Origin of the sequence: Trujillonella humicola (assembly GCF_046233715.1) — a bacterium.
In the GTDB taxonomy this organism is placed as follows: domain Bacteria; phylum Actinomycetota; class Actinomycetes; order Mycobacteriales; family Geodermatophilaceae; genus Trujillonella; species Trujillonella humicola.
On record NZ_JBJNRJ010000136.1, the window covers coordinates 1 to 1,030 of the forward strand.

Below are 1,030 nucleotides of genomic sequence, written 5' to 3' on the forward strand. Positions count from 1 at the left end.
CTATGTCAAGCCGCGGCTGGAAGGCACGTTCCAGCCGCGGTGTCGGTCGGTCGAAGCAGGTTGAAGACGATGCGAGCCAGGCGGCGCTTGAGGGCGCGGAGGGCTTCCATCGTGGTGTCGCCGGTGGCGCGTCGGCGCTGGTAGTAGGCCCGGCCGAGGCCGTCGAGGCGGATCTGGGTGACCGCGATGCGGTGCAGGGCGGCGTTGAGTTGCCGGTTGCCGCCGCGTGCGAGCCGATGCCGGTTGGTCTTGCCGGAGGAGGCCGGGATGGGCGCGGCGCCGGCGTGCATGGCGAAGCAGGCCTCGGAGCGGAATCGGGCCGGGTTGGCCGTCTCGGCCACGAGCTTGGCCGCTGTCAGCGGCCCGCAGCCGGGCAGGCTGAGCAGCTGCGGTGCCTGGGCGCGGACCAGCGCGGTGATCTCCTTCTCCAGGCCGTTGATCCGCCCGGTGAGGTCACGGATGTCGGCCAGCTCCTCCAGCGCGATCCGACGGATGGTGCTCGCCGGCAGCTGCTCGAGCCGGCTCTGCGCCCGATCCAGCTGCTTGGCCAGGTCCAGACCGCGGGCCGGCAGGTCGAACTCCGGATCGAGCTCGTGCAGCCGCCAGCGCAGCCGGTTCTGCAGGCCGGTACGGATCCCGACCAGGTCCTCGCGGTGGTCGACCAGCAGCTTCAGCTCCCGGGATGCGTGCGTGTGCTCCGCGCGCGGCAGATCTGGCTCGCGCACCGCCGCTCGGGCGATGGCCAGGGCGTCGATCGGATCGGACTTGCCCCGGGTGCGGGCGCTGGTGCGCGTGAGCGCCATCAGCTTCGGCGGCACCCGCACTACCGCGGCCCCGGCATCCAGCAACGCCCGCTCCAAGCGCATCGACACGTGCCGGCAGTCCTCCACCGCGAAGGCCACCGTGTCGGCGAACTCCCGGCCCGCCCAGCGCAGCAGCTGCCGGTGCCCGGCATCGGTCGCCCGCACCGTCATCGGCTTGCCCAGCTGCCGGCCGCCCTCGTCGACGGCGACCGCGCAGTGGGTCTGCT

1 protein-coding gene is annotated in these 1,030 nt (G+C 72.9%); it reads right to left on the minus strand.

The genetic code is table 11. The annotated features are described in order from the left end of the window. Positions 1-5 precede the first annotated feature (5 nt). Positions 6-1,030 (minus strand): IS110 family RNA-guided transposase (locus tag ACK586_RS25430; RefSeq protein WP_409333319.1); only part of this gene is annotated, 1,025 nt, incomplete at its 5' end.